This is a genomic window from Aminobacter sp. MET-1, assembly GCF_026521175.1.
In the GTDB taxonomy this organism is placed as follows: domain Bacteria; phylum Pseudomonadota; class Alphaproteobacteria; order Rhizobiales; family Rhizobiaceae; genus Aminobacter.
Genome location: NZ_JAMSHL010000008.1, coordinates 196,753 through 218,380, shown reverse-complemented (window position 1 = coordinate 218,380; position 21,628 = coordinate 196,753). Strand labels below are relative to the sequence as shown.

27 protein-coding genes and 1 pseudogene are annotated in these 21,628 nt (G+C 62.5%); 26 read left to right on the top strand and 2 right to left on the bottom strand.

Going from position 1 to position 21,628, the window contains the following annotated elements; genetic code table 11:
* The first annotated feature begins 22 nt into the window (after positions 1-22).
* The 20 genes and pseudogenes from rpsN to NDO48_RS14135 all read left to right on the top strand — a co-directional run bounded on the left by rpsN (position 23) and on the right by NDO48_RS14135 (position 14,436).
* Positions 23-328: a 30S ribosomal protein S14 gene (rpsN, locus tag NDO48_RS14230; protein ID WP_018427853.1), complete on the top strand. Its 306-nt coding sequence runs from the start codon at positions 23-25 to the stop codon at positions 326-328.
* A gap of 12 nt (positions 329-340) precedes the next feature.
* On the top strand, positions 341-739 hold the full coding sequence (gene rpsH, locus NDO48_RS14225) for a 30S ribosomal protein S8 (protein ID WP_018427854.1): 399 nt from the start codon (positions 341-343) through the stop codon (positions 737-739).
* Between the two features lie 35 nt (positions 740-774).
* Positions 775-1,308: a 50S ribosomal protein L6 gene (gene rplF, locus NDO48_RS14220; RefSeq protein ID WP_018427855.1), complete on the top strand. Its 534-nt coding sequence runs from the start codon at positions 775-777 to the stop codon at positions 1,306-1,308.
* A gap of 87 nt (positions 1,309-1,395) precedes the next feature.
* A complete protein-coding gene (gene rplR, locus NDO48_RS14215; RefSeq protein ID WP_018427856.1) occupies positions 1,396-1,755 on the top strand; it encodes a 50S ribosomal protein L18 in 360 nt (119 codons plus the stop codon).
* Between the two features lie 129 nt (positions 1,756-1,884).
* On the top strand, positions 1,885-2,454 hold the full coding sequence (gene rpsE / locus NDO48_RS14210) for a 30S ribosomal protein S5 (RefSeq protein WP_026227171.1): 570 nt from the start codon (positions 1,885-1,887) through the stop codon (positions 2,452-2,454).
* A gap of 24 nt (positions 2,455-2,478) precedes the next feature.
* Positions 2,479-2,676 (top strand): 50S ribosomal protein L30, encoded by a 198-nt coding sequence (gene rpmD, locus NDO48_RS14205; protein WP_018427858.1) that lies wholly within the window; start codon positions 2,479-2,481, stop codon positions 2,674-2,676.
* Positions 2,677-2,697: 21 nt separating this feature from the next.
* Positions 2,698-3,171 carry a 50S ribosomal protein L15 gene (rplO, locus tag NDO48_RS14200; RefSeq protein ID WP_018427859.1) on the top strand — a complete coding sequence of 158 codons (474 nt, stop codon included), beginning with the start codon at positions 2,698-2,700 and terminating at the stop codon, positions 3,169-3,171.
* 132 nt (positions 3,172-3,303) lie between these two features.
* Complete coding sequence (gene secY, locus NDO48_RS14195) at positions 3,304-4,644, top strand: preprotein translocase subunit SecY (RefSeq protein WP_018427860.1); 1,341 nt, start codon at positions 3,304-3,306, stop codon at positions 4,642-4,644.
* Entirely contained in the window at positions 4,641-5,234 is a 594-nt protein-coding gene (locus NDO48_RS14190; protein WP_026227172.1) for an adenylate kinase, read from the top strand. Before secY ends, NDO48_RS14190 begins: the two co-directional genes overlap by 4 nt.
* A 184-nt stretch (positions 5,235-5,418) precedes the next feature.
* Complete coding sequence (gene rpsM / locus NDO48_RS14185; RefSeq protein WP_018427862.1) at positions 5,419-5,787, top strand: 30S ribosomal protein S13; 369 nt, start codon at positions 5,419-5,421, stop codon at positions 5,785-5,787.
* A gap of 130 nt (positions 5,788-5,917) precedes the next feature.
* Entirely contained in the window at positions 5,918-6,307 is a 390-nt protein-coding gene (gene rpsK, locus NDO48_RS14180) for a 30S ribosomal protein S11 (protein WP_018427863.1), read from the top strand.
* A gap of 94 nt (positions 6,308-6,401) precedes the next feature.
* Positions 6,402-7,412, top strand: a complete 1,011-nt coding sequence (locus NDO48_RS14175; RefSeq protein WP_026227173.1) for a DNA-directed RNA polymerase subunit alpha — start codon at positions 6,402-6,404, stop codon at positions 7,410-7,412.
* Between the two features lie 39 nt (positions 7,413-7,451).
* Positions 7,452-7,880 carry a 50S ribosomal protein L17 gene (gene rplQ / locus NDO48_RS14170; protein WP_018427865.1) on the top strand — a complete coding sequence of 143 codons (429 nt, stop codon included), beginning with the start codon at positions 7,452-7,454 and terminating at the stop codon, positions 7,878-7,880.
* Between the two features lie 193 nt (positions 7,881-8,073).
* Positions 8,074-9,564: a DegQ family serine endoprotease gene (locus tag NDO48_RS14165; protein WP_018427866.1), complete on the top strand. Its 1,491-nt coding sequence runs from the start codon at positions 8,074-8,076 to the stop codon at positions 9,562-9,564.
* A gap of 70 nt (positions 9,565-9,634) precedes the next feature.
* Positions 9,635-10,936 (top strand): replication-associated recombination protein A, encoded by a 1,302-nt coding sequence (locus NDO48_RS14160; RefSeq protein ID WP_267321670.1) that lies wholly within the window; start codon positions 9,635-9,637, stop codon positions 10,934-10,936.
* Positions 10,937-11,037: 101 nt separating this feature from the next.
* Positions 11,038-12,368: pseudogene (gene blh / locus NDO48_RS14155) on the top strand (bifunctional sulfur transferase/dioxygenase Blh).
* Positions 12,369-12,392: 24 nt separating this feature from the next.
* Positions 12,393-12,713 carry an ArsR/SmtB family transcription factor gene (locus NDO48_RS14150; protein ID WP_267321669.1) on the top strand — a complete coding sequence of 107 codons (321 nt, stop codon included), beginning with the start codon at positions 12,393-12,395 and terminating at the stop codon, positions 12,711-12,713.
* Positions 12,714-12,718: 5 nt separating this feature from the next.
* Entirely contained in the window at positions 12,719-13,147 is a 429-nt protein-coding gene (locus tag NDO48_RS14145; RefSeq protein WP_267321668.1) for a YeeE/YedE family protein, read from the top strand.
* Between the two features lie 2 nt (positions 13,148-13,149).
* Positions 13,150-13,581 (top strand): DUF6691 family protein, encoded by a 432-nt coding sequence (locus NDO48_RS14140; RefSeq protein ID WP_267321667.1) that lies wholly within the window; start codon positions 13,150-13,152, stop codon positions 13,579-13,581.
* A 72-nt stretch (positions 13,582-13,653) separates the two neighbouring features.
* On the top strand, positions 13,654-14,436 hold the full coding sequence (locus NDO48_RS14135) for a sulfite exporter TauE/SafE family protein (RefSeq protein ID WP_267321666.1): 783 nt from the start codon (positions 13,654-13,656) through the stop codon (positions 14,434-14,436).
* 19 nt (positions 14,437-14,455) lie between these two features.
* Here the strand turns inward: NDO48_RS14135 and NDO48_RS14130 are convergent, their stop codons facing one another.
* Positions 14,456-15,076 (bottom strand): class I SAM-dependent methyltransferase, encoded by a 621-nt coding sequence (locus tag NDO48_RS14130; protein WP_267321665.1) that lies wholly within the window; start codon positions 15,074-15,076, stop codon positions 14,456-14,458.
* Positions 15,077-15,285: 209 nt separating this feature from the next.
* Here NDO48_RS14130 and NDO48_RS14125 point away from each other — a divergent pair, with 209 nt between their 5' ends.
* The gene (locus NDO48_RS14125) at positions 15,286-15,465 is read left to right on the top strand and encodes a hypothetical protein (protein WP_018427875.1); all 180 of its coding nucleotides are present in this window, start codon (positions 15,286-15,288) and stop codon (positions 15,463-15,465) included.
* A gap of 77 nt (positions 15,466-15,542) precedes the next feature.
* Here the strand turns inward: NDO48_RS14125 and NDO48_RS14120 are convergent, their stop codons facing one another.
* Entirely contained in the window at positions 15,543-16,472 is a 930-nt protein-coding gene (locus tag NDO48_RS14120; protein WP_267321664.1) for a sugar phosphate isomerase/epimerase family protein, read from the bottom strand.
* A 152-nt stretch (positions 16,473-16,624) separates the two neighbouring features.
* Between NDO48_RS14120 and NDO48_RS14115 the strand changes: the two genes are divergently transcribed.
* From NDO48_RS14115 to ugpC, 5 genes are all read left to right on the top strand, one after another.
* Positions 16,625-17,044, top strand: coding sequence for a hypothetical protein (locus tag NDO48_RS14115; RefSeq protein ID WP_157632715.1), 420 nt, complete (start codon positions 16,625-16,627; stop codon positions 17,042-17,044).
* A 157-nt stretch (positions 17,045-17,201) separates the two neighbouring features.
* Positions 17,202-18,533 carry an extracellular solute-binding protein gene (locus NDO48_RS14110; RefSeq protein WP_026227177.1) on the top strand — a complete coding sequence of 444 codons (1,332 nt, stop codon included), beginning with the start codon at positions 17,202-17,204 and terminating at the stop codon, positions 18,531-18,533.
* A 78-nt stretch (positions 18,534-18,611) separates the two neighbouring features.
* Positions 18,612-19,496: a carbohydrate ABC transporter permease gene (locus tag NDO48_RS14105; protein WP_018427879.1), complete on the top strand. Its 885-nt coding sequence runs from the start codon at positions 18,612-18,614 to the stop codon at positions 19,494-19,496.
* Positions 19,497-19,510: 14 nt separating this feature from the next.
* A complete protein-coding gene (locus NDO48_RS14100; RefSeq protein ID WP_018427880.1) occupies positions 19,511-20,407 on the top strand; it encodes an ABC transporter permease subunit in 897 nt (298 codons plus the stop codon).
* A gap of 11 nt (positions 20,408-20,418) precedes the next feature.
* On the top strand, positions 20,419-21,555 hold the full coding sequence (gene ugpC, locus NDO48_RS14095; protein ID WP_267321663.1) for a sn-glycerol-3-phosphate ABC transporter ATP-binding protein UgpC: 1,137 nt from the start codon (positions 20,419-20,421) through the stop codon (positions 21,553-21,555).
* Positions 21,556-21,628 lie beyond the last annotated feature (73 nt).

Here is a 21,628-nt window from a genome sequence, read left to right as displayed (position 1 = left end):
GCGAGAAAAGGAAAAATCTGAAATGGCAAAGACCAGCTCAGTCGAGAAGAATAACAGGCGCCGTAAGCTTGTGGACCAGTACGCTGCCAAGCGTAAGGCCCTCAAGGACATCATCATGGATCAGTCCAAGCCGATCGAGGAACGCTTCCGTGCGCAGCTCAAGCTCGCCGCGCTGCCGCGCAACTCGGCCAAGATCCGTATCCGCAATCGCTGCGAAGTCACCGGCCGTCCGCGCGCCTACTATCGCAAGCTGAAGATGTCGCGTATCGCACTTCGCGACCTTGGCTCCACGGGCAAGATCCCGGGCCTGGTCAAGTCGAGCTGGTAAGGAGCATTTGATATGTCTTTGAGTGATCCTCTCGGCGATATGCTGACCCGCATCCGCAATGCCTATGGCCGCAAGAAGTCGTCTGTTTCGACTCCGGCCTCCAGGCTGCGCGCCCGCGTCCTGGACGTGCTGAAGTCGGAAGGCTATATCCGCGACTACAGCCAGACCGACTTCGAGAACGGCAAGTCCGAAATCGAGATCGAGCTGAAGTATTTCGACGGCCAGCCGGTTATCCGCGAGATCGCGCGTGTGTCCAAGCCGGGCCGCCGCGTCTATGTCTCGTCCAAGTCGATTCCGCCTGTCGCCAACGGCCTGGGCATCTCGATCCTTTCGACTCCGAAGGGCGTGATGGCCGACCACGAAGCGCGTGAACAGAATGTTGGCGGGGAAATCCTCTGCCAGGTCTTCTGATCTGCGTAGGCTGAAAAAAGAAAGGCACGAGGACTATGTCTCGTATTGGCAAGAAACCCGTTCAGCTTCCGCAGGGCGTTAACGCCACCGTCAACGGTCAGACCGTGGTGGCGAAGGGCCCTAAGGGCGAGCTGAAGTTCGTGGTCAACGACGAAGTCCTGGTCAAGATGGAGAACGGCGAGATTTCCGTTCAGCCTCGCGACCAGTCGAAGGACGCACGCTCCAAGTGGGGCATGTCGCGCACCCAGATCGTCAACATTCTGACCGGCGTGAAGGACGGCTTCGAAAAGAAGCTCGAGATCACCGGCGTCGGTTACCGTGCGGCCCTGCAGGGCAAGAACCTGCAGCTGGCACTTGGCTTCAGCCATGACGTCGTCTATCAGACGCCGGAAGGCATCACCATCACGGTGCCGAAGCCCACGGAAATCGTGATCAACGGTATCGACAAGCAGCAGGTCGGCCAGGTCGCTGCCGAGATCCGCGAATACCGCGGTCCCGAGCCTTACAAGGGTAAGGGCGTCCGCTATGCAGGCGAGAAGATCGTCCGCAAAGAAGGCAAGAAGAAGTAATAACAACGCCGCGGTGCGCGGTCGCGGGAGGCCCTTTGGCCTACCGCAGATGGCCGCGCCCGTTTCAGAAGGCAAGGAACTGCTACTATGGCTTCGAAAGAAACCACCCTGCGTCGCTCGGCACGCGTCCGCCGCCAGATCAAGAAGGTCGCAAATGGCCGTCCGCGTCTGTCGGTTCACCGTACGTCGAAGAACATCTATGTTCAGGTTATCGACGATGCCAACGGCCACACCATCGCGGCCGCTTCGACCCTCGAGAAGGATCTCAAGGGCTCGCTGAAGACCGGCGCCGATACCGCAGCCGCAACTGCCGTCGGCAAGCTGATCGCAGAGCGCGCTTCGAAGGCTGGCGTCAAGGACGTCGTTTTCGACCGCGGCGCCTACATCTATCACGGTCGCGTCAAGGCTCTTGCCGAGGCTGCCCGTGAAGGTGGTCTGAACTTCTGATTGAGTCTTACGACGCAGCGCGTGGCGCTGCGTCGCATCACTGAACAGTTGCATTAAATCCGGCGACGCTATAGACGCCGGATTTGGTTTTTAACCCCCGTGCTTCCGGAAAAAAATAAGGATAGGAAAATGGCACAAGAACGTAGGGAAGGTGGTCGCGAGCGTAGCCGTGACCGCGAAGAGCGCGACAGCGAATTCGTCGATAAGCTCGTTCACATCAACCGCGTTGCCAAGGTCGTCAAGGGCGGCCGGCGTTTCGGTTTTGCAGCACTCGTCGTTGTCGGCGACCAGAAGGGCCGCGTTGGCTTTGGTCACGGCAAGGCGCGCGAAGTGCCGGAAGCGATCCGCAAGGCAACCGAATCGGCCAAGCGCGACATGATTTTCGTGCCGCTGCGCTCGGGCCGCACGCTGCATCACGACGTTGAAGGCCGTTGGGGCGCTGGTCGCGTTCTGCTGCGCTCTGCCAAGCAGGGTACCGGCATCATCGCAGGCGGCCCTATGCGCGCTGTCTTCGAGACGCTCGGCATGCACGACGTCGTCGCCAAGTCCATGGGTTCGTCGAACCCCTACAACATGGTTCGTGCGACTTTCGATGCGCTGAAGAGCCAGATGCATCCGAAGGATGTGGCTGCGCAGCGCGGCATCAAGTACTCGACGCTTCAGGCCCGCCGCGGTTCCGCGGTTGCGGCGGAAGAATAGTCGCTGGGACCAGGGACAACGACCATGGCCAAGAAAGAAACCAAGACCATCACCGTCGAGCAGATCGGCAGCCCGATCCGTCGTCCGAAGGAACAGCGTGCTACGCTGGTCGGCCTCGGCCTCAACAAGATGCACCGCAAGCGCACCCTGGAGGATACTCCGTCCGTGCGCGGCATGATCGCGGCTGTGCAGCACCTCGTCCGCGTCGTGGACGAGGCGTAAGCCGAGCGCAGGAGACAGAACATGAAACTCAATGATCTGCGTGACAACGCCGGCGCGACCCACTCCAAGAAGCGTCTTGGCCGTGGCATCGGTTCGGGCTCCGGCAAGACCGGCGGCCGCGGCGTCAAGGGCCAGAAGGCTCGTTCGGGTGTCGCCATCAACGGCTTCGAGGGTGGCCAGATGCCGCTCTACCGCCGTCTGCCCAAGCGCGGCTTCACCAACATCTTCGCCAAGAGCTACAACACCGTTTCGCTGGCCCGTATCCAGGTCGCGATCGATGCCAAGAAGCTCGATGCGAAGGAGACCGTGACTGCGGAATCTCTCGTCAAGGCCGGCGTGATTCGCCGCGTCAAGGACGGCGTCCGCATCCTCGGCGACGGCGAACTGAAGGCCAAGGTGGCCTTCGATGTAGCCGGCGCTTCCAAGCCTGCGATCGAGAAGATCGAGAAGGCCGGAGGATCGGTGAAGTTGCCCGAAGCGGCAGCCGCCGAATAAAGGCTGATCAAGTGGGCGGCGGTAGAGATACCGCCGCTTGCATGTTTGCCGTCCGGAGCCTATCTCGTGGCTTCGGTGACACGCGCCGCGCCCATCTGCGGCTTAGCGGCGTGACCAAGCGGAGAATCCTGAATGGCATCGGCTGCTGAACAACTAGCATCCAATCTTAATTTCGCAGCCTTCGCTAAGGCTGAAGACCTCAAGAAGCGCATCTGGTTCACGCTGGGCGCACTGCTGGTCTATCGTCTCGGCACCTACATTCCGCTTCCGGGAATCAATCCCGACGCGTTTGCGCAGGCTTTCACCCAGCAGAGCCGCGGCGTGCTCGGCATTTTCAACATGTTTGCCGGCGGCGCCGTGCAGCGCATGGCGATCTTTGCCCTGGGCATCATGCCCTACATCTCCGCCTCCATCATCATGCAGCTCATGACGTCGGTCATCCCGTCGCTTGAAGCGCTGAAGAAGGAAGGCGAGCAGGGCCGCAAAGTCATCAACCAGTACACCCGCTACGGCACTGTGCTGCTGGCGCTCGTCCAGGCCTACGGCATCTCTGTCGGCCTCGAAGGCGGCAACGGCATCGTCACGGATCCAGGCATGTTCTTCCGTGCCTCGACCGTCATCACGCTGGTCGGCGGCACCATGTTCCTGATGTGGCTCGGCGAGCAGATCACCGCCCGCGGCATCGGCAACGGTATCTCGCTGATCATCTTCGCCGGCATCGTCGCCGGCCTGCCGAGCGCCATCAGCGGCACGCTCGAACTCGGTCGTACCGGCGCGCTTTCGACCGGCCTGATTCTGGCGATCATCGTCCTGGCCGTCGTCGTCATCGCGCTCATCGTCTTCTTCGAGCGCGCCCAGCGTCGCCTTCTGATCCAGTATCCGAAGCGCCAGGTCGGCAACCGCATGTTCCAGGGCGACACCTCGCATCTGCCGCTGAAGCTGAACACCGCCGGCGTCATTCCTCCGATCTTCGGCTCGTCGCTTCTGCTGCTGCCGGCGACCGTCGCAGGCTTCTCGAACACGACCAACCTGCCGGGCTGGGTCAGCACGATGATGGCGGCACTCGGCCACGGCCAGCCGCTCTACATGCTGCTCTACGCCGCAATGATCGTGTTCTTTGCCTTCTTCTACACGGCGATTGTCTTCAATCCGAAGGACACGGCCGACCAGCTGAAGAAGCATTCGGGCTTCATCCCGGGTTATCGCCCCGGCGAGCGCACGGCTGAGTACATCGACTACGTGCTGACCCGCATTACGGTCATCGGCGCGGCCTATCTCGTCGTAATCTGCTTGATGCCGGAGTTCCTGATTTCGGCGACCGGCGTGCCTTTCTACCTTGGTGGTACTTCGCTTCTGATCGTCGTCAATGTAACCCTTGATACGGTGGCGCAGATTCAGGGTCACCTGATCGCCCACCAGTACGAAGGGCTGATCAAGAAGTCGAAGCTCCGTGGAGGTAAGAGGGGAAGATGAGGCTGATATTGCTTGGACCGCCCGGGGCGGGCAAGGGGACGCAGGCGCAGAGGCTGGTCGAGAAGCACGGCATACCTCAGCTTTCCACCGGTGACATGCTGCGTGCGGCGGTCAAGGCGGAGACGGAAGTAGGTAAGCGCGCCAAGGCGGTGATGGACGCAGGCGAACTGGTCTCGGACGAGATCGTCAATGCAATCGTCGCCGAACGCATCGACCAGGACGACTGCGCCCGCGGGTTCATTCTCGATGGTTACCCGCGTACCCTGGTTCAGGCGGACGCCGTCGCCGACATGCTGGCTGAGCGCGGCATGCCGCTCGACGTGGTGATCGAGCTCGTCGTTGACGACAAGGCGCTTGTTGGCCGAATCGTCAAGCGCGCCGAGGAAGCCAAGGCTGCCGGCCTGCCTGTTCGCAAGGATGACACCCCCGAAGTGTTCCCCGAGCGCCTGCGCGAGTACTACAAGAAGACGGCGCCGCTGATCGGCTACTACTACGCCAACGATCTGCTCAAGCAGGTTGACGGCATGGCCGAGATCGACGACGTGACCGCCCAGATCGAGGCCGTTCTGGCCGATACGCTGCGCAATTAACGCGTGCGGGCTTGACGGACGGGCTAGGCTGGAGTATGGCGGCCCGTCTTCCATTCAGGCATGATGTTGTTTGCCCGTAAGGGCATGCATAGGCATTGATACGGAAAACCCGCATGGGCCGGCCTCCACCGGACGCGGGGCAACTTGAAGCGCCGGCATGGTCCGGCCCACATGGAGTGAAGAAATGGCTCGTATAGCCGGCGTAAATATTCCGACCAACAAGCGCGTCGTCATTGCGCTTCAGTACATCCACGGCATTGGCAAGAAGTTCGCCCAGGAGATCATCGAAAAGGTGGGTATCCCGGCTGAGCGTCGTGTCAACCAGCTGACGGATGCCGAAGTTCTGGCGATCCGCGAGACGATCGACCGCGACTATCAGGTCGAAGGCGATCTGCGTCGCGAAGTTTCGATCAACATCAAGCGTCTGATGGACCTCGGCTGCTACCGCGGCCTGCGTCACCGTCGTTCGCTTCCGGTCCGTGGCCAGCGCACGCACACCAATGCGCGCACCCGCAAGGGTCCGGCCAAGGCAATTGCCGGCAAGAAGAAGTAATAATGCTTTTCCGGCGGGTTTCGGCCCGCCGGTTTCGCCTTTTGGGCGGGTGTTCGGCCTGACACCTTAAACGCAGGCTGGTGTAGCCGCTGGTATTACGGCGGTGAAGAGATCAACTGAAAGGACTGCTATGGCTAAGGAAGCCGCTCGCGTTCGTCGTCGCGAACGCAAGAACATCTCGTCGGGCGTTGCCCACGTGAATTCGACCTTCAACAACACCATGATCACCATCTCCGATGCACAGGGCAACGCGATTGCCTGGTCGTCGGCTGGCGCCCAGGGCTTCAAGGGTTCGCGTAAGTCGACCCCGTTCGCTGCCCAGATGGCTGCAGAAGATGCTGCCAAGAAGGCACAGGAACACGGCATGCGCACCCTCGAGGTCGAGGTTTGCGGTCCCGGTTCGGGTCGTGAGTCGGCTCTGCGCGCGCTCCAGGCTGCGGGTTTCACCATCACGTCGATCCGTGACGTGACGCCGATCCCGCACAATGGTTGCCGCCCGCGCAAGAAGCGTCGCGTCTAATTTCACCGCCGCGCGGGCGCCATAGGCGCTCGACCGCGGCTTCCAGGTCGCCCGTCACGATTGGATGGTGGCGGGGCAACGGAAGGAAGCGAACATGATTCAGAAAAACTGGCAGGAACTGATCAAGCCAAACAAGATCGAGTTCTCGTCAAAGAAAAAGACGCTGACCACGCTGGTCGCGGAGCCGCTGGAACGCGGTTTCGGCCTGACGCTCGGCAACGCGCTTCGTCGCGTTCTGCTGTCGTCGCTGCGCGGCGCTGCCGTCACCGCCGTCCAGATCGACGGCGTGCTGCATGAGTTCTCGTCGATCCCGGGCGTCCGCGAAGACGTCACCGATATCGTGCTCAACATCAAGGAAATCGCCATCCGTATGGAAGGCGATGGTCCGAAGCGCATGGTCGTTCGCAAGCAGGGCCCTGGTGCGGTTCTTGCCGGCGACATCCAGACCGTGGGCGACGTCGAGATCCTGAACCCCGATCACGTGATCTGCACCCTCGACGAGGGCGCTGAGATCCGCATGGAGTTCACGGTCGACACCGGCAAGGGCTATGTGCCTGCCGAGCGTAACCGCGCCGAAGATGCTCCGATCGGTCTCATCCCGGTCGACAGCCTCTACTCGCCGGTCAAGAAGGTTTCGTACAAGGTCGAGAACACCCGCCACGGCGAGGAGCTCGACAAGGACAAGCTGACGATGACCATCGAGACCGACGGCTCGGTTACCGGCGAGGACGCGGTGGCATTTGCTGCTCGCATCCTGCAGGACCAGCTGGCGCTGTTCGTCAACTTCGAGGAACCCCAGAAGGAAGCCGCGGCCGAGCAGGTCACGGAACTCGCCTTCAACCCGGCGCTGCTCAAGAAGGTCGACGAACTCGAGCTTTCGGTGCGTTCGGCCAACTGTCTCAAGAACGACAACATCGTTTACATCGGCGACCTGATCCAGAAGACGGAAGCCGAGATGTTGCGCACCCCGAACTTTGGTCGCAAGTCGCTCAACGAGATCAAGGAAGTTCTGGCTGCAATGGGCCTGCACCTCGGTATGGAAGTGCAGGACTGGCCGCCGGAAAACATCGAAGACCTCGCCAAGCGTTACGAAGATCAATACTGAGGCCCAGGCCTCTAGAACCAGACCAAAAGGAGAAGAACCATGCGCCATGGATTTGCCGGCCGCCGGTTCAGCCGCAGTGCAAGCCACCGCAAGGCGATGTTGGCGAACCTCGCCGTTTCGCTGCTCGAACACGAGCAGATCGTCACCACCCTGCCGAAGGCGAAGGACCTGCGTCCGATCGTCGAGAAGCTCATCACCCTCGGCAAGCGCGGCGACCTGCACGCTCGCCGTCAGGTCATCGCCCAGATCGGCAACGAGCACATCGTCAAGCGTCTGTTTGACACGATCGCTCCGCGCTACGCACAGCGTCACGGCGGCTACCTGCGCATCATGAAGGCAGGCTTCCGTCACGGCGACAACGCCGCGATGGCAGTCATCGAGTTTGTCGATCGCGACACCTCGGCCAAGGGTGCTGGCGACCGTATCCGCCTCGAAGCCGAGGCGGCCAACGAAGCCGAAGCTGCATAAGCTTTTGCTTTCTTGGAACGAAACGAAGGGGCCCTCGCGGCCCCTTTTGTTTTTCTGGATGACAACTCGCGGCTTCGTGTTTTCCGCTGCGTCGGCCAAATGGGCCGAAATAAGCGCTTCCAGCGGCTGTTAAGCCTTTCAATTTGCACAATCGTCGGGACAATGGCGCCAACTATGCGTTGGAGGATTCGCCATGCGCGCGAAACGTTTGTCCCTGCTCGTGCTGTGCGCCTGGATGGCGCTATCAGGTGCAGCGGTCGCCCAGGAGGCGGCGAAGCCCAGTACCGATGAGCCCGGCCTGTCGGATGTTCTGACCGACCTGCTGAACGGCGGCAAGAAGGACGGGGCAGCGACCCCGGCCGCACCCGATCGCCGCGTTCCATTCGGTCGCGAGGAAATGCAGCTGTCCTTTGCACCGCTGGTCAAGGACACGGCGGCGTCCGTGGTCAACGTCTATGCCTCGCAGCAAGTGCGCGTCCGTTCGCCCTTCGAGGGTGACCCCTTCTTCGAGCAGTTCTTCGGCCGTTCTGGCCCGAGGCAGCGCTCGTCGCTTGGCTCCGGCGTGCTGGTTGATCCCAGCGGCATCGTTGTCACCAACAATCACGTCGTCCAGGATGCCGACCAGGTGAAGGTCGCGCTCTCCGACGGACGTGAGTTCACCAGCAAGGTGCTGCTGAAGGACGAGACGCTGGATCTCGCGGTCCTCAAGATCGAGTCCGACAAGCCGTTCCCGACGATTGCCATAGGCGATTCCGACGCGCTGCAGGTTGGTGATCTCGTGCTTGCCATCGGCAATCCGTTCGGCGTCGGCCAGACGACTACGAGCGGCATCGTCTCGGCGCTGGCGCGTACCCATATCGGCGTGTCGGATTCCGGTTTCTTCATCCAGACAGATGCTGCCATCAACCCTGGTAATTCGGGCGGCGCGCTGATCAATATGGGCGGCCAGCTGGTCGGCATCAACACGGCGATCTTCAGCCGCAGCGGCGGCTCGATCGGCATCGGCTTCGCCATTCCGTCCAACATGGTTCGGGCCTTCACCGAGGCTGCCAAGAGCGGCGCCGAGTTCTTCGAAAAGCCGTTCATCGGCGCGTCCTTCGAACCGGTGACAGCCCAGATCGCCGAATCCCTCGGCATGGACCACCCGTCCGGCGCGCTGATCTCTTCGGTTGACGACAACGGCCCCGCTGCACGCGCCGGCCTCAAGCCGGGCGATGTCGTGCTGGCCTTCAATGGCGCCGCAATCGAGCACATGGAGGCACTCGACTATCGCCTCGCTACCCAGCCTATCGGTGGCAAGGCAACGCTTTCCGTGCTGAGCAAGGGCGAGGAACGCCATGTCGAGGTGGCACTCGAGCGTGCACCCGAAGGCACCAGTTCCAATGAAGTTGTGCTGCGCGGGCGCAGCCCGTTCGCCGGCGCCAAGGTGGCAGAGCTGTCGCCGCGCCTGGCCCAGCGCCTGCGCGTTGCTACCGACGCCAAGGGTGTGGCGATCGTAGGCATCGACAGCGGCTCGCCGGCGGCCGGTTTCGGCTTCCAGCGCGGCGACATCGTCCGCGAGGTCAACGGCGAGGTGATCGACAGTGCTGCGAAGCTGAAGCAGCTTGTCGAGATCGACACGCGCTGGTGGCGTTTCACCGTCGAGCGCGACGGTCGCCTCATGCGGCAGATGCTGCGTTACTGACCGGTTCGGCAGTCATGCTGAAAGCGGCCGCAAGCCTGCACGACAGCCAACATTCGGAAAGGGTGGCCTTATGAGCTCCCTTTTCGACGAGGCCGTGCCGCGCCCGCTTGCCGAAACACTTCGTCCGCAGCGCCTGTCCGAGGTCATCGGGCAGGATCATCTGCTCGCGCCGGACGGACCGATCGGCCGGATGATCAAGACGAGGAAGGTTTCGTCCTTCATCCTGTGGGGCCCCCCCGGCGTCGGCAAGACGACGATTGCGCGCCTGGTGGCCAAGGAGGTGGGGCTCGACTTCGTCCAGCTCTCGGCGGTGCTGTCGGGTGTTGCCGACCTGCGCAAGGTCGTCGAAGCCGCCAGGCAGCTGCGCGGCGGAGCAGGGCGGCAGACGGTGGTTTTCGTCGACGAGCTGCACCGCTTCAACCGCACGACGCAGGACGCGCTGTTGCCGCATGTCGAGGACGGCACGATCGTGCTGATTGGCGCGACGACCGAGAACCCGAGCTTTAGCCTCGTCGCGGCACTTCTGTCGCGCGCCAAGGTCTACACGCTTCGCCGCTTCGAAAAGGAAGATCTGGCGATCCTGGCAGAGCGAGCCGAGGCGCATTCGGGCAAAAAGCTGCCGCTCGACGATGCCGCCCGCGACACCCTGTTCACCATGGCCGACGGCGACGGCCGCTATCTCATCGGGCTGTGCGAGGAACTTTTCGCCCTGCCTGCTGGCACCATGCTCGATGTCGCCGGGCTGGCCGAGGCCGTGCAGAAGCGCGCGCCGATCTACGACAAGGGCCAGGAGGAGCACTACAACCTCCTGAGCTGCTTCCATAAGAGCCTGCGCGGTTCGGATGTGCAGGCGGCGCTCTATTGGGGCGCGCGCATGATGGTCGGTGGCGAAGACCCCGGCACGATCTTCCGCCGGCTCGCCTGCGCTGCCTCGGAGGATGTCGGCATGGCCGACCCCCAGGCGCTTCAGCAGGTCATCGCCGCCTGGACGGCGTTCGAGCGGGTCGGCTGGCCCGAAGGGCGCCTGTTCATGGCGCAGGCCATCACCTATGTGGCCACTGCGCCCAAGTCGAACGCCTCCTATATGGGCTTCAACCAGGCCATCGCCCTTGCCCAGCAGACTGGCTCGCTTGCGCCGCCCAAGCATATCCTCAATGCGCCGACCAAGCTGATGAAGGAATTGGGCTACCACGAAGGCTACCGCTACGATCACGACTATCCCGACGCTTTCTCGGGCCAGGAGTTCATGCCGGACGAGCTTGCCGGCCCCAACCGGCGCGATTTCTATGTACCGAACGAGCGCGGCTTCGAGCGTGATATCAAGAAGCGCCTCGACTATTGGAACAAGCGACGTCACGAACGCGACGAGTAGGCGTAATCCTTTTAATTGCAAAAAAACTATTGCATAAAAATGCAATCATGCATATCTAGTCGTTGAGGCTGATGCCTGGAACGATTTTGAGAGGATGTGTGATGAAGCAGCTGACGGACAAGCTTTGGATTTCGGGGCAACCGACCGACGCGGACGTGATTGCGGCTGGAGAGGCTGGCATCCGCAGGATCATCAACAATCGCCCCGAGCATGAAGACCCGAGCCAGCCGAGCATGGCGGACGCCGCCGATCGGGCAGGGCAGTCGGGCATGGATTTCGTCAACATCCCGGTTGCGCCGGGCCGCTACACGCGGGAAGCCGTGCGCGCCTTCCAGAAGGCGGTTGCCGAGGCAGAGGGGCCAGTGCTTGCGCACTGCAAGGGCGGCACGCGCTCGGCCACGCTCTGGGCGATCGGCGAAGTGCTCGACGGCCGGCTGGCGCTGACCGATCTCGACGCACTCGGCCAGCGGTTGGACGTCAATTTCGCCGGCGCCAAGGACTGGCTGAGCAACAATTCCTGACGACCTTCGACATGACGATGGGGCTGACCATGACTTTGAAACCCGAAGTGACCGCATTTTACGATCCCCGGACGTTCTCGGTGCAGTATGTCGTCGCCGATCCGGCCACGAAGAAGTGCGCGATCGTCGACCCGGTGCTCGATTTCGATGAGAAGTCGGGGTCGACCGCAACTGTAAGCGCCGACCGCATTCTCGATTTCATCGAGGAGCAGGGGCTGACGGTCGAGTGGATCCTCGACACTCACCCCCATGCCGACCACTTCTCCGCGGCGCGCTATCTCAAATCGAAGACCGGTGCGTCCACCGCCATCGGCGAACGCGTGGTCGACGTCCAGAAACTCTGGAAGGCCATCTACAATTGGCCCAGCCTCGCCACCGACGGCTCGCAGTGGGACAAGCTCTTCGCCGAGGGCGAGACTTTTACGATCGGCGAACTCGAGGCAAAGGTGCTGTTTTCACCCGGACACACGCTGGCCTCGATCACCTATGTGGTCGGTGATGCAGCCTTCATCCACGACACCCTGTTCATGCCCGACAGTGGTACCGCTCGTGCCGACTTCCCCGGCGGCAGCGCCAAGCGGCTGTGGCAGTCGATCCAGGAGATCCTGGCTCTGCCGGCGGAAACCAGGTTGTTCACCGGCCACGATTATCAGCCGGGCGGTCGCGAGCCGAGATGGGAAAGCACCGTTGCCGAGCAGAAAGCCCGCAATACCCATATCTCGAAGCTACCGACCGAGGCCGAGTTCGTCGAGGTACGCGAAGCGCGTGACCGCACCTTGCCGATGCCGAAGCTGATCCTGCACGCGCTGCAGATCAACATCAATGGCGGCCGCCTGCCCGAGCCCGAAGCCGACGGCAAGCGCTATCTGAAGTTCCCGCTCGACGCGCTGCAGGGCGCAAACTGGGGGTAGAGGACCATGGCCCAGGAACCGAATATGCCGGTTTCCGATCTGCTCGAACGGGCAGGGGAGGCATCGGAATTCCTGAAGAAACTCGCCAATCCCAACCGGCTGATGATCGCCTGCGCGCTCGTCGACGGCGAGCGCTCCGTGCGTGAACTGGAGGATGGTCTCGGCATCAGGCAGCCGGGGCTGTCGCAGCAGATTGCCGAATTGCGCGATGCCGGACTGATCGTCGGACGCAAGGAATCGAAATCCGTCTTCTACCGGCTCGCCGATGATCGGGTGAGGGCGGTCGTCACCCTGCTCTACCAGATGTTCTGTGCCCCTGACGCGGGCGCCAGCAACGAAAGCTGAAAGAAATGACTGAGTTCACTCCGATCGCCTCCACTCTTGGCGGCGTGCTCATTGGCTTGTCCGCGGTTCTGCTGATGGCCTGGGAAGGGCGCATCGCCGGCATCAGTGGCATCGCCGGCCGCCTGTTGCCGCCCTATCTCGACGGCGCCTTCTTGTCCCGGCTCGGCTTCGTGCTCGGGCTGGTCGCGGCTCCCCTGATCTATTCCGTCGCCTCGGGCCAGGCTGTGTTGCAGTCGGTCTCATCCAACCTGCCGTTGATGGCAGTCGCCGGCCTGCTCGTCGGCTTCGGTTCGGTCTATGGCAATGGCTGTACCAGCGGTCATGGCGTCTGCGGACTATCGAGACTCTCGCTCCGCTCGCTCATGGCGACGCTGACCTTCATGGCGACTGCCTTCACCACCGTCTTCGTCGTCCGCCACCTCGTGGGAGCGTGACCATGTCATTCCTTGTCAATCTCGCGCTCGGCCTGCTGTTCGGCATCGGTCTTGTCGTCTCGGGCATGTCGGATCCGGCCAAGGTGCTGAATTTCCTCGACGTATTCGGTACATGGGATCCGTCGCTTGCTTTCGTCATGGGCGGCGCGGTCGTCACCGCCTTCTTCGGCTACCGCATCGTCCTCAAGCGCCCCAAACCCGTGGCCGCCAACAGTTTCCATCTGCCGGCGACGACCGGCATAGACCGAAAAGTGCTGGTCGGACCCGCCGTCTTCGGAATCGGCTGGGGTCTTGGCGGCTTTTGCCCGGGGCCGGCGCTCACGGCCACAACGCTCGGCGCCGCCGGCGCCTATGTGTTCCTGCCGATGATGTTCCTCGGCATGTGGTTGGCCCGCATGGCCGCCAGCAGGAAGCTCGCCGCCGCTACGGTATGATCTTCCCGGCCGGACTGCGGCAGCGGATCCGGCCATCCACTTCGACAATTCAGTTTGGAAAGGGCCGGGGCCATGTTGCTGGAACCCGTTCAATATTTGTTGGGCGCCCTCTCGGGCGGGGTCGTCGGCCTCACTCTCGGGCTGTTCGGTGGCGGAGGCTCGATCCTCGCCGTACCACTGATGGTCTATCTCGTGGGCGTACCCAACGCCCATCTCGCCATCGGCACCAGTGCGGTTTCAGTGGCGGCCAACGCTGTGACCGGCCTCGCTAGCCATGCCCGCAACGGCACGGTCAATTGGCGCTGCGCGGCCGTCTACAGCGCCTCAGGCGTGCTCGGCGCATTCTTCGGCTCGTCGCTCGGCAAGGCCATCGATGGCCGCCACCTGCTGCTTCTGTTTGCCGGCCTGATGCTGGTCGTCGGCGCGTTGATGTTCCGGAGCCGTAGTATCGTCGGTGACCCAGCTGCCGTCTGCACGCGTGAAAACGCGCCCAAGGTCATGGGCTTTGGCGGCGGCACAGGGCTGCTGTCGGGTTTCTTTGGCATTGGCGGCGGCTTCCTCATCGTGCCCGGCCTGGTCGCTTCGACCGGCATGCCGATGATCAACGCCATCGGCTCGTCGCTGGTGGCGGTTGCTGCCTTCGGCATGACGACAGCAATTTCCTACGCCCTGTCGGGCATGGTCGACTGGCCGCTGGCCCTGGTCTTCGTCGCCGGAGGTGTTGTCGGCGGGCTCGGTGGTTCGCGCGCAGCCATGATGCTGCAGACGCGCAAGGGCGCGCTCAACGTGTTGTTTGCACTGATGATTATGGTCGTTGCCGTCTACATGGCCTGGCGCAATCTGCTCGGCGGCTAACACGCGGGCAGGGCGTGCCTCAGTGCCTCCTGCGGAATGTGCTGAACTGAAATTGCTGGACGCTGTCCCATGGCGTGCGGTGGTCGTGTCGCCTGCTGTCGACCAGTTCGAAGCCGTCGCCCAAGATCTTGCCGATGCTGGAGGCATCGTGCCTGACGATCGGCAGGCCGCTGCATTTCTCCGGCCCATCGGGCGCAAACGTGCCAATGATGACGTGCCCGCCTATCGCCAGCCCTTGGACCAGCGCTGCGGAATAGAGCGCCTGATCGGCGGGGTCGGTCAGGAAATGAAATGCAGCGCGGTCATGCCAGACGTCGTAGCGTCGTCCAGGCCGCCATTCGGTCACATCGGCACAAATCCACTTGGCATCGCCGGCCGCAGCGCCCAGCCGGGCTTTGTCGGCGTCCAGTGCCGTCTGTGACAGGTCGAGCACGGTGACATCGACGAAACCAAGATCGAGCAGTGCGTCGACCAGATGCGAAGCGCCGCCGCCGATATCGATGATCGCTGAGGTCGGCATGGCGCCCACAAGCTTGAGCAGCGACAGCGACGGCTCCGGCGTGTCCTGAAACCAGCTGACGCTGTCCTCGGCCTTGGTGCCGTAGATGTTGTCCCAGTGGGCGGTGCGTTCGTCGCTCAACGCCGTGTCTCCGGTTGTTCAAAAGCGAGGCTAATGCCGGAACACGACGACAGCCAAGGTCTTGAATGGCAGAGGGCGCCGAGCACCGCCGATTTTTCAGGCGGCACGAAAGATACCAGGCATTAACCCTGTTGGCAGCCAGCTGAATTGCGGCCCAATCTGGACATCATCGCCAGGTACCGAGGATACGACTTCTCTGGGGACGGACCATGGACGACGGGCGCAGGAAAACCGAGCGGTGGAGCACGCTGCTGTGCCTCGCACATGTGGCGATGCTGTTTGCGCCCATCGCGCTCGGCCTGGGCATGTTGGTGGTATTGTCGACCGAGACCGAGCGCCGTGCATCTGCGCCGGATCCCTTTGTGACAAGCACAATCGGGCCGAGATAGCCAAGCCGACAGCCCGAAAACAAGACAACGGCGCCGGGTTCCCCCGACGCCGTGTTGGCAAATATGATGAAGGCTGATCAGGCAGCGCGGGCCTGGCCGATCACCTGTGCCTTTTCGGCCATCGCCTTGGTGGCGTCGACGGTGTCCTGGGCCGCATACCAGTAGCGCTGCTTGAGTTCGATGTTGAACAGCACGCCCTCGGGGAAGCTGCATTCGGCCATCAGCGCATCCCACGGAATGTCGCCCCAGCCGACCGGCAGGTGCAGGTCGCCATGGCCATAGGCCAGGCGCTCGCCGTCGGTGAACATCCAGATATCGTCCTGGCGGCCGAAGCTGTCGTGGATGTGCAGATGGCGGGCATAAGGCGCCAGCGCCTTGATCTCCTCGACGAAGTCGCCACGGCGGCCGTCGAAGTCGAGCTTCAGATAGGCGTGACTAAAGTCGATGGTAGCCACGACGTTGGGGTGGCCGATGGCTTCGAGTTCCCTGGCCAGGCGCGAAGGGGAGGCGGTGTGGATGCGGCCGTCATAACCCGCAAACAACGTCTCGACGCAGAGGAACTGGCCGTGCTGGAGGGCGATCTCGCCGGCCTTGGCCAGCCACTCGCGCTGGCGGCCATAGGCTGCCTCGAGACCGTTGCCCTGCTGAAGCGGCGCCAAGCCGGAATGGACGACATAGTTCTCGGCGCCGACTTCGGCGGCCACTTCGAGCGAGGCTTCGAGAATTTCGAGATGGCGCGGCAGGCGGAAGGCCTCGTCCATGAAGTTGATGGCGAGCGGGCCATGTACGGAGAAGCCGACGTCGCGGCCGGCGGTTGCGCGCTTCAACGCTTCGAGCTGTGGCTTGCGGATCTTGCCGCCGACCACGATGTCCATGTCGTAGGTGGGCAACTCGATCGATTCGACGCCCAACGCCTCGATCATGTCGAGTTCGTCAGCGAAATCGGAAAGGTCGTCGGCGCGCTTGTGCGCTGATATGCCGGTGCCGGCGGTGCCATTGGCAAGCATTGTCTGTTCCTCGTGGAGATTGGCGGGGCGTTCGGCCCCTCGGGTGAAAACCCCGGCCAGACTGATGCCGCTTCGTGTCAGCCGTTTTGCGCGTGCGTGACGCTTTGTTGACAGCGCACAGGCCGTGTCCGCCCATGGACATTGGCCGGCAAATGTCATTGAATCGTCATCGCAATGTCATGAACGGATTTGCGGCAATGGGACGCTTCCTGCAGGTGCTCTTGATCGGGTCGGCGAGCCTGGCCGCGCCTGCCGCCGCATATGCCGGCGAGATGAGTTCTGGCGAGATCCGCAACGAACTCGTCGGTCGCTCGATCTCCTGGTGGGAACAGGGCGGCTGGTTCAGCGGCCAGTTGATGCTTCTGCCCGACGGCCGCGCCGAGATATCGGTCGATGCGCCGAAACGTGCCGGCGACACCGGCCGCTGGTCTGTGCGCGGCGACCAACTCTGCACCGAATGGGGCGATTTCCGCTCCGGCGAGGAGAAATGCTATTCGCTCCAGCGCGGTGCTGCCGGCCGTTTCGAGACCAGCGGCGGCAATGTTTTCGAGATCAGAGAGACCGGCGTCTGATCGCTTGTCTTGTTGCAGAGAGCACCGTGCGGAGGCCTTGTCTGCGCGCCAGTTGATTGTCGTCGTTCTGTCACTGGATCAAAACGTGCCTGTCATCCCGGCGGGGTAGGGGCTGCTGCGAGCGTAGTGCTCACCAGCTTCCCGAGGGAGACGACGGATGAAACGATTGATCCTGCTTGCGACTGCGGCAAGCGCCATTGCAACGGCCGCGGGCGCGGCCGAGCGCACCAAGTTCGAATTCTGGTATGGCCTGACCGGCGACCTCGGAGAGGTCGTTGCCAAGCAGTGCCAGCTGTTCAATGAATCGCAGGACAAGTACGAGGCCGTCTGCACCGGCCAGGGCGGCTACGACAAGGCCGAGCAGAACACGATTGCCGCCTACCGCGCCAAGCAGCAGCCGACGATCGTCCAGATTTATGACGCCGGTACGGTCAACTTCATGCTGTCGGGCGCCATCTACCCGGCCAACAAGTTCGCCGAAGACCACAAGATGGACATCGACTGGAAGGGCTACTTCCCAGGCATCGCCAACTATTACGCCACCAACAGCGGCGACATGTGGTCGTTCCCCTACAACTCGTCGTCGGCCGTGTTCTACTGGAACAAGGATGCCTGGGCGAAGATCAACAAGACCAGCGCTCCCAAGACCTGGGCCGAGTTCGGCGAAGACCTGAAGGCCATGAAGGCCGCCGGCGTCGAATGCGGTTTCGCCTTCGATTTCGACACCTGGATGAACCTCGAGCAGTTCTCCGCCACCAACAACATTCCCGTCGCCTCGATGGACAATGGTTATGGTGGCCTCGGCGCCGAACTGGTCTTCAACAAGACCGCCTTCGTCGACCACATGAAGGACTTCAAGGGCTGGCTCGACGCCGGCTACGCCAAGATCCAGACCACCCAGGTCGGCAAGAACCTGATCCAGTCCTTCGCCGACGGCAGCTGCGCTTCGACGATCAGCTCGATCGCCAACCACGGCACTGTCAAGAACACCCAGGTCGCCGATCTCAAGTGGGACGTGGCGATGCTGCCGGTGATCGACGCCGCCAAGCGCACCAACTCGCTGGTCGGCGGCGCCTCGCTGTGGTTGATGCAGGGCAAGTCGGAGAAGGAATATGAGGCTGCGGCCGCGTTCCTGAAATACGTGACTGCCGCAGATACCGGCGAGAAGTACATCGCCGAAAACACTGGTTACATCCCGGTCACCACCAAGGGCTTCGACCTGCTCAAGCAGGAAGGCTTCTATGCCGACCCTAAGCATGCCGGCCGTGAGGTCGCCATCGCCTCGCTGACCGCCTCCGATGTCGGCCCGCTGTCGCGTGGCATCCGCCTCGGTAACTTCACCTCGATCCGCGCCGAAGTCCGCGCCGAACTCGAGGCGGCCTTCACCGGCCAGAAGGACATGCAGACGGCCCTCGATGCTGCCGTCGAACGCGGCAACCAGATCCTTCGTCGTTACGAGCAGACCTACAAGGGCGCTGCTCTGCCTTGAGCCTTCTGAAGCTCAGGAAGTAATCGGGCGCCGCCTTGTGCGGCGCCCATCTCAGCATGCGAAACCGGGAGACGTCGCTTGGAAAAGCGCTCCACTTTTTCCAATCTGTGGCTGGCGGCGGCATTCATTGCGCCGCAGATGCTGCTCATCTTCGTCTTCTTCTACTGGCCCTCGGGCGAGGCGCTCTATTGGGCACTGACCCTCGAGCCGCCCTTCGGCGGCAACAATGACTGGGTCGGGCTGCTCAATTTCCAGACTGTCTTCGCCGACCCAAAGTACTGGAGTTCAGTGCGGATCTCGCTGGCCTTCGCCGGCATGGCAACGATTTTGTCGCTGGTGATCGCGGTCATCCTTGCGCTGTTCGTCGACCGCCGGCTGCCTGGGCACCAGGTCTACAAATTCACCTTCTTCCTGCCTTATGCGCTGGCAGCCCCCGCCGTCGGCCTGGCCTTTCGCTTCATCTTTTCGCCGGATGCCGGCTTCGTCTCGGTCATCAACCGCGTATTCCCCGACATCTGGAACCCCGCGCTCGACGGCTATGACGCCTTTGCCCTGATCGTCTTCGCTCAGAGCTGGAAGATGGTTGGCTACAACTTCATCTTCTTCCTCGCAGCACTTCAGTCGATCCCGCGATCGGTGATCGAGGCCTGCGCCATGGATGGCGCCAGCGTGCTGCGGCGGATGCGCGACGTCCAGCTGCCGCTGATCGCACCGACGCTGTTCTTCCTCATCGTCATCAACATCACCGACAGCTTCGTCGATAGCTTCGGCATCGTCGACATCACCACCGGCGGCGGACCGGCGCGCGCGACCGACCTGATGGTCTACAAGATCTATGCCGACGGTTTCCAGGGCAAGGACTACTCGCTCGCCGCTGCCCAATCGATCGTGCTGATGCTCTTGGTCATCGCACTCACCGTCATCCAGTTCCGCTATGTCGAGCGGCGCATCCATTACAGCTGATCGGAGCGCCAGCCATGATCGAACGCACCCCCATCCTCGATTTCGCCACCCATGCGCTGCTGATCGTCAGCCTGATCGCGCTGCTCATTCCGCTCTGGATCGTGTTCGTGGCCGCCAGCCACGACTTCCACACCGTCAACCAGGTGCCGATGCCGCTATGGCCCGGCAGCCATCTGTTCGAGAACCTGTCCGCCGCCTGGGAACGGGGGAACTTCGACCGTGTGATGGTCAACTCGCTGATCGTCGCCGGCGGCGTTACCATCGGCAAGATCGGCATTTCGGCGATCTCGGCCTTCTCGATCGTCTACTTCAACTATCGCCTGCGCATGGTGATGTTCTGGCTGATCTTCATCACCCTGATGCTACCGCTGGAAGTGCGCATCGTGCCGACCTATGCGGTCGCAGCCGATGCGTTGAGGCCATTCCAGTCGATGCTCGATTTCGTTGGAATCAGCATCAACCTGCCGGAGTGGAACCTGCTCAATTCCTATTCGGGGCTGATCCTGCCGCTGATCGCGACCGCCACCGGCACCTTCCTCTACCGCCAGTTCTTTCTCACCGTGCCCGACGAGTTGACGGAAGCCGCCAAGATGGATGGGGCAGGGCCGGTACGCTTTTTCCTCGAGGTGCTGCTGCCGCTGTCCAAGACCAACATGGCCGCACTCGCCACCATCATGTTCGTGTGGTCGTGGAACCAGTATCTGTGGCCGCTGCTCGTCGTCACCGACCACCAGAACTACGCCACCGCCACCATGCAGCTGCAGAAGGTCGTTCCCGGACCGTTGTTCGGCGAGCCGCCGGTCTGGAACATCGCCATGGCGGCCAACCTGATCGTCCTGGCCCCGCCGGTGCTGGTGACCATGCTTCTGCAGCGCTGGTTCGTGCGCGGCCTCATCCAGACCGACAAGTAAGGAGTTCGAAAATGGCCGAAATCGCCATTCGCGCGGTGCGCAAGACCTACGGCAAGAGCGAGGTCGTCCATGGCATCGACCTCGATGTCACCAGCGGCGAGCTCGTCGTCATCCTGGGGCCTTCGGGTTGCGGGAAATCGACGCTGCTGCGCATGGTCGCCGGGCTTGAGACGATCTCCGACGGCGAGATCTCCATCGAAGGCAAGGTCGTCAACAAGCTCGAGCCGCGAGAGCGCGGCTGCGCCATGGTGTTCCAGAATTATGCGCTCTATCCGCATATGACGGTCGCCGACAATATCGGCTATGCGCTGAAGATCGCCGGCATATCGAAGGCCGAGCGTCGCGAGCGTGTGCAAGCCGTGGCGACGTCGCTCGGCCTCGCCGAGTTCCTCGACCGCAAGCCGGGCCAGCTGTCCGGCGGCCAGCGCCAACGTGTGGCGATGGGTCGGGCGATGATCCGCGAGCCCAAGGTGTTCCTCTATGACGAGCCGCTGTCCAACCTAGACGCCAGGCTGCGCGTGGCGATGCGCGTCGAAATCCGCAAACTGCACCAGCGGCTGGGTGCGACGACGCTGTTCGTCACACACGACCAGATTGAGGCGATGACGCTGGCCGACCGGATCGTGGTCATGAACAAGGGCGGTATCGAACAGGTCGGCTCGCCGGCCGAAATCTATCAACGCCCGGCGACGACCTATGTCGCGGGCTTCATCGGCACGCCGGGCCTGAACCTTCTGCCTGGCATCATCGATCCGGAGAAGGGCACGGTAACGCTCGAAGACGGGCAGGCAGTGGCCTATGACCGCAGCCGCTGGCCGGCCGCCGCTCCAGGGCCGATCACGATCGGCTTCCGTGCCGAGGCAGTGGAGCTCGGCTCGGGCGGCCTGTCCGGACAGTACGATTTCTCCGAAGAACTCGGCGCCGCACAGCTCGTTCATGGCACGGTGGCGAAGTCGAGCGTGATCGCTCATGTCGTCGGCAGTTCGGTGCGCAAGGCTGGCGAGCCGCTGTCGTTCCGCATTGCGCCCGAACATGTGCAACTGTTTGATCAAAGCGGACGTCGGCTGTCAGGTGAAAAGAGGCCGACCGTCTCGCTGGACGCTGCATCCGACATCGTTCAGGAGCGCCCGGTGCTGCTGCCGGCCTGAAACTGAAGACATTTCTGGTTGCAAGAACGTCGTCTCCAACCACGAACCGACGTGCAAAAGAAGCGCGCGCCGG

Coding starts and splice junctions, on each gene's coding strand:
- rplO (WP_018427859.1), top strand. CDS start 2,698: ATGAAACTCAATGATCTGCGTGACAACGCCGGCGCGACCCACTCCAAG.
- NDO48_RS14140 (WP_267321667.1), top strand. CDS start 13,150: ATGTCATTCCTTGTCAATCTCGCGCTCGGCCTGCTGTTCGGCATCGGT.
- NDO48_RS14125 (WP_018427875.1), top strand. CDS start 15,286: ATGGACGACGGGCGCAGGAAAACCGAGCGGTGGAGCACGCTGCTGTGC.
- rpsE (WP_026227171.1), top strand. CDS start 1,885: ATGGCACAAGAACGTAGGGAAGGTGGTCGCGAGCGTAGCCGTGACCGC.
- NDO48_RS14175 (WP_026227173.1), top strand. CDS start 6,402: ATGATTCAGAAAAACTGGCAGGAACTGATCAAGCCAAACAAGATCGAG.
- NDO48_RS14135 (WP_267321666.1), top strand. CDS start 13,654: ATGTTGCTGGAACCCGTTCAATATTTGTTGGGCGCCCTCTCGGGCGGG.
- NDO48_RS14160 (WP_267321670.1), top strand. CDS start 9,635: ATGAGCTCCCTTTTCGACGAGGCCGTGCCGCGCCCGCTTGCCGAAACA.
- NDO48_RS14190 (WP_026227172.1), top strand. CDS start 4,641: ATGAGGCTGATATTGCTTGGACCGCCCGGGGCGGGCAAGGGGACGCAG.
- rplF (WP_018427855.1), top strand. CDS start 775: ATGTCTCGTATTGGCAAGAAACCCGTTCAGCTTCCGCAGGGCGTTAAC.
- NDO48_RS14115 (WP_157632715.1), top strand. CDS start 16,625: ATGTCATTGAATCGTCATCGCAATGTCATGAACGGATTTGCGGCAATG.
- rpmD (WP_018427858.1), top strand. CDS start 2,479: ATGGCCAAGAAAGAAACCAAGACCATCACCGTCGAGCAGATCGGCAGC.
- ugpC (WP_267321663.1), top strand. CDS start 20,419: ATGGCCGAAATCGCCATTCGCGCGGTGCGCAAGACCTACGGCAAGAGC.
- rplQ (WP_018427865.1), top strand. CDS start 7,452: ATGCGCCATGGATTTGCCGGCCGCCGGTTCAGCCGCAGTGCAAGCCAC.
- rpsN (WP_018427853.1), top strand. CDS start 23: ATGGCAAAGACCAGCTCAGTCGAGAAGAATAACAGGCGCCGTAAGCTT.
- rpsM (WP_018427862.1), top strand. CDS start 5,419: ATGGCTCGTATAGCCGGCGTAAATATTCCGACCAACAAGCGCGTCGTC.
- rpsK (WP_018427863.1), top strand. CDS start 5,918: ATGGCTAAGGAAGCCGCTCGCGTTCGTCGTCGCGAACGCAAGAACATC.
- NDO48_RS14110 (WP_026227177.1), top strand. CDS start 17,202: ATGAAACGATTGATCCTGCTTGCGACTGCGGCAAGCGCCATTGCAACG.
- NDO48_RS14145 (WP_267321668.1), top strand. CDS start 12,719: ATGACTGAGTTCACTCCGATCGCCTCCACTCTTGGCGGCGTGCTCATT.
- NDO48_RS14165 (WP_018427866.1), top strand. CDS start 8,074: ATGCGCGCGAAACGTTTGTCCCTGCTCGTGCTGTGCGCCTGGATGGCG.
- NDO48_RS14100 (WP_018427880.1), top strand. CDS start 19,511: ATGATCGAACGCACCCCCATCCTCGATTTCGCCACCCATGCGCTGCTG.
- rplR (WP_018427856.1), top strand. CDS start 1,396: ATGGCTTCGAAAGAAACCACCCTGCGTCGCTCGGCACGCGTCCGCCGC.
- NDO48_RS14120 (WP_267321664.1), bottom strand. CDS start 16,472: ATGCTTGCCAATGGCACCGCCGGCACCGGCATATCAGCGCACAAGCGC.
- rpsH (WP_018427854.1), top strand. CDS start 341: ATGTCTTTGAGTGATCCTCTCGGCGATATGCTGACCCGCATCCGCAAT.
- secY (WP_018427860.1), top strand. CDS start 3,304: ATGGCATCGGCTGCTGAACAACTAGCATCCAATCTTAATTTCGCAGCC.
- NDO48_RS14150 (WP_267321669.1), top strand. CDS start 12,393: ATGCCGGTTTCCGATCTGCTCGAACGGGCAGGGGAGGCATCGGAATTC.